The sequence below is a fragment of the Halonotius pteroides genome (assembly GCF_003605635.1).
In the GTDB taxonomy this organism is placed as follows: domain Archaea; phylum Halobacteriota; class Halobacteria; order Halobacteriales; family Haloferacaceae; genus Halonotius; species Halonotius pteroides.
In genome coordinates this window covers 1-1,540 of record NZ_QMDW01000061.1, presented here as the reverse complement: position 1 = coordinate 1,540, position 1,540 = coordinate 1, and the positions used below count along the sequence as shown (strand labels likewise).

General features: G+C 68.2%; 2 protein-coding genes and 1 pseudogene. 1 reads left to right on the top strand and 2 read right to left on the bottom strand.

The features are described from left to right. Both DP106_RS14995 and msrA read right to left on the bottom strand, forming a co-directional pair. Positions 1-165, bottom strand: a 165-nt coding sequence (locus DP106_RS14995) for a universal stress protein (RefSeq protein WP_133305190.1), incomplete at its 3' end; no start/stop codon positions are given. Positions 166-317: 152 nt separating this feature from the next. Next, positions 318-698, bottom strand: a pseudogene (msrA, locus tag DP106_RS14990) (peptide-methionine (S)-S-oxide reductase MsrA); the annotation flags it as partial. Between msrA and DP106_RS14985 the strand changes: the two are divergent. Continuing rightward, a partial coding sequence (locus DP106_RS14985; protein WP_240625464.1) for a type 2 periplasmic-binding domain-containing protein occupies positions 636-1,540 on the top strand: 905 nt, incomplete at its 3' end. The pseudogene msrA and the gene DP106_RS14985 overlap by 63 nt on opposite strands.

The following is a 1,540-nucleotide window of genomic DNA, read 5'->3' as shown; positions in this document are numbered from 1 at the left end:
GGCCTCGACCTGCCCGTCCATCATCTCCGGGGCGTAGGGGATGTCCTCGACGACGAAGAGGACGTGCAGTCGGGCGTCGGACTGGGCGGCCAACCCGATGGCCTGTTCGACCGCACGGCTGTTCCCCCGGCTTCCGTCCGTCGGCAGCAGGATTCGGTCGTGCATACACGGGAAATTCCCCCAGCGGTACAAAGAACTACCCCCGTCGTCGCAGCCGCTGGGACACGGCCGATCGCATCGTCGCAGCCGCTGGGACACGGCCGACCGCATCGTCGCAGCCGCTGGGACACGGCCGCCCCGTCGCTACGCGCCCCCGTTCACGCGAGCAACTCGGCGTGTTTCTCCCGGAGTTTCGAGAGCTTCGGGTTGACGTTGACCGTACAGTAGGTGTCAGAGGGGTTCTTATCGAAGTAGTCCTGGTGGTACTCCTCGGCGGGGTAGAACGTCTCGAGCGGTTCGACTTCGGTCACGATGTCGTCGTCGTACAGCGGTTCGAGTTCTCCGATGACCGATTCGACGACCCGGCGTTGCTCGTCGTTGTGGTAATACACCGCCGACCGGTACTGGCTGCCGACGTCCGGGCCTTCGCGGTTCAGCGTCGTCGGCGTGTGGATCGTAAAGAACACTTCGAGCAGATCCCGGAAGGCGATCGTCTCGGGGGCGAACGCGACCTGGACTACCTCGGCGTGGCCGGTCTCGCCGGCTGTTCGGACTCGCTCGGCGGCAACGGCTCGGGCAACGGCGACACCACCGACTCGCCCGTCGGCCAGATCGGATCCGGCCGCGAGGGCCGCGACGCCCCCGGCGGGACGCCGATGAGCGAGATGCCGGAGCTGTCGGGCGAACTCACCGTCTACTCCGGGCGCGGCGAGTTCCTCGTCGGCGACCTCATCAGCTTCATCGACGACCGCTACGACGACCTCGAGTTGACCGTCCGCTACGGCAGTTCGACCGACCTCGTCAACCAGATCGTCAACGAGGGCGACGGCTCGCCCGCCGACGTGTTCTACTCGGTGAACGCCGGTTCGCTCGGCGCGCTCGCAGACGAGGGTCGGGCCGGGACTCTCGACGACGGCGTCGCCGGGCTGGTCCGCGAGGAGTTCCGCACGGACGAGTGGATCGGGACGTCCGGACGCGCCCGGACGGTGCCGTACAACACCGACTCCTTCGCCGCCGCCGACATGCCCGATGACGTCATGGCCTACCCCGAGGCGTTCGACGGGGACCTCGGGTGGGCCCCAGCCTACGGCTCCTGTCAGGCGTTCGTCACCGCCATGCGGCTCATCGAGGGCGAGGAGGCGACCCGCGAGTGGCTCGAGGCCGTCCTCGATGCTGGGATCACCGGCTACCCCGACGAGTTCGCCGCCTGCCAGGCGATCGCCGACGGCGAGATCGACGCCGCGTTCGCGAACCACTACTACATCCAGCGCGTCCTCGACGGCAATCCGGAGGCCTCGCTCGCGACCGCTTTCACCTCCGGCGACGCCGGTGCCGCGTTCAACGTCGCGGGCGCGGCCGTCGTCGACACGACCGACGACGA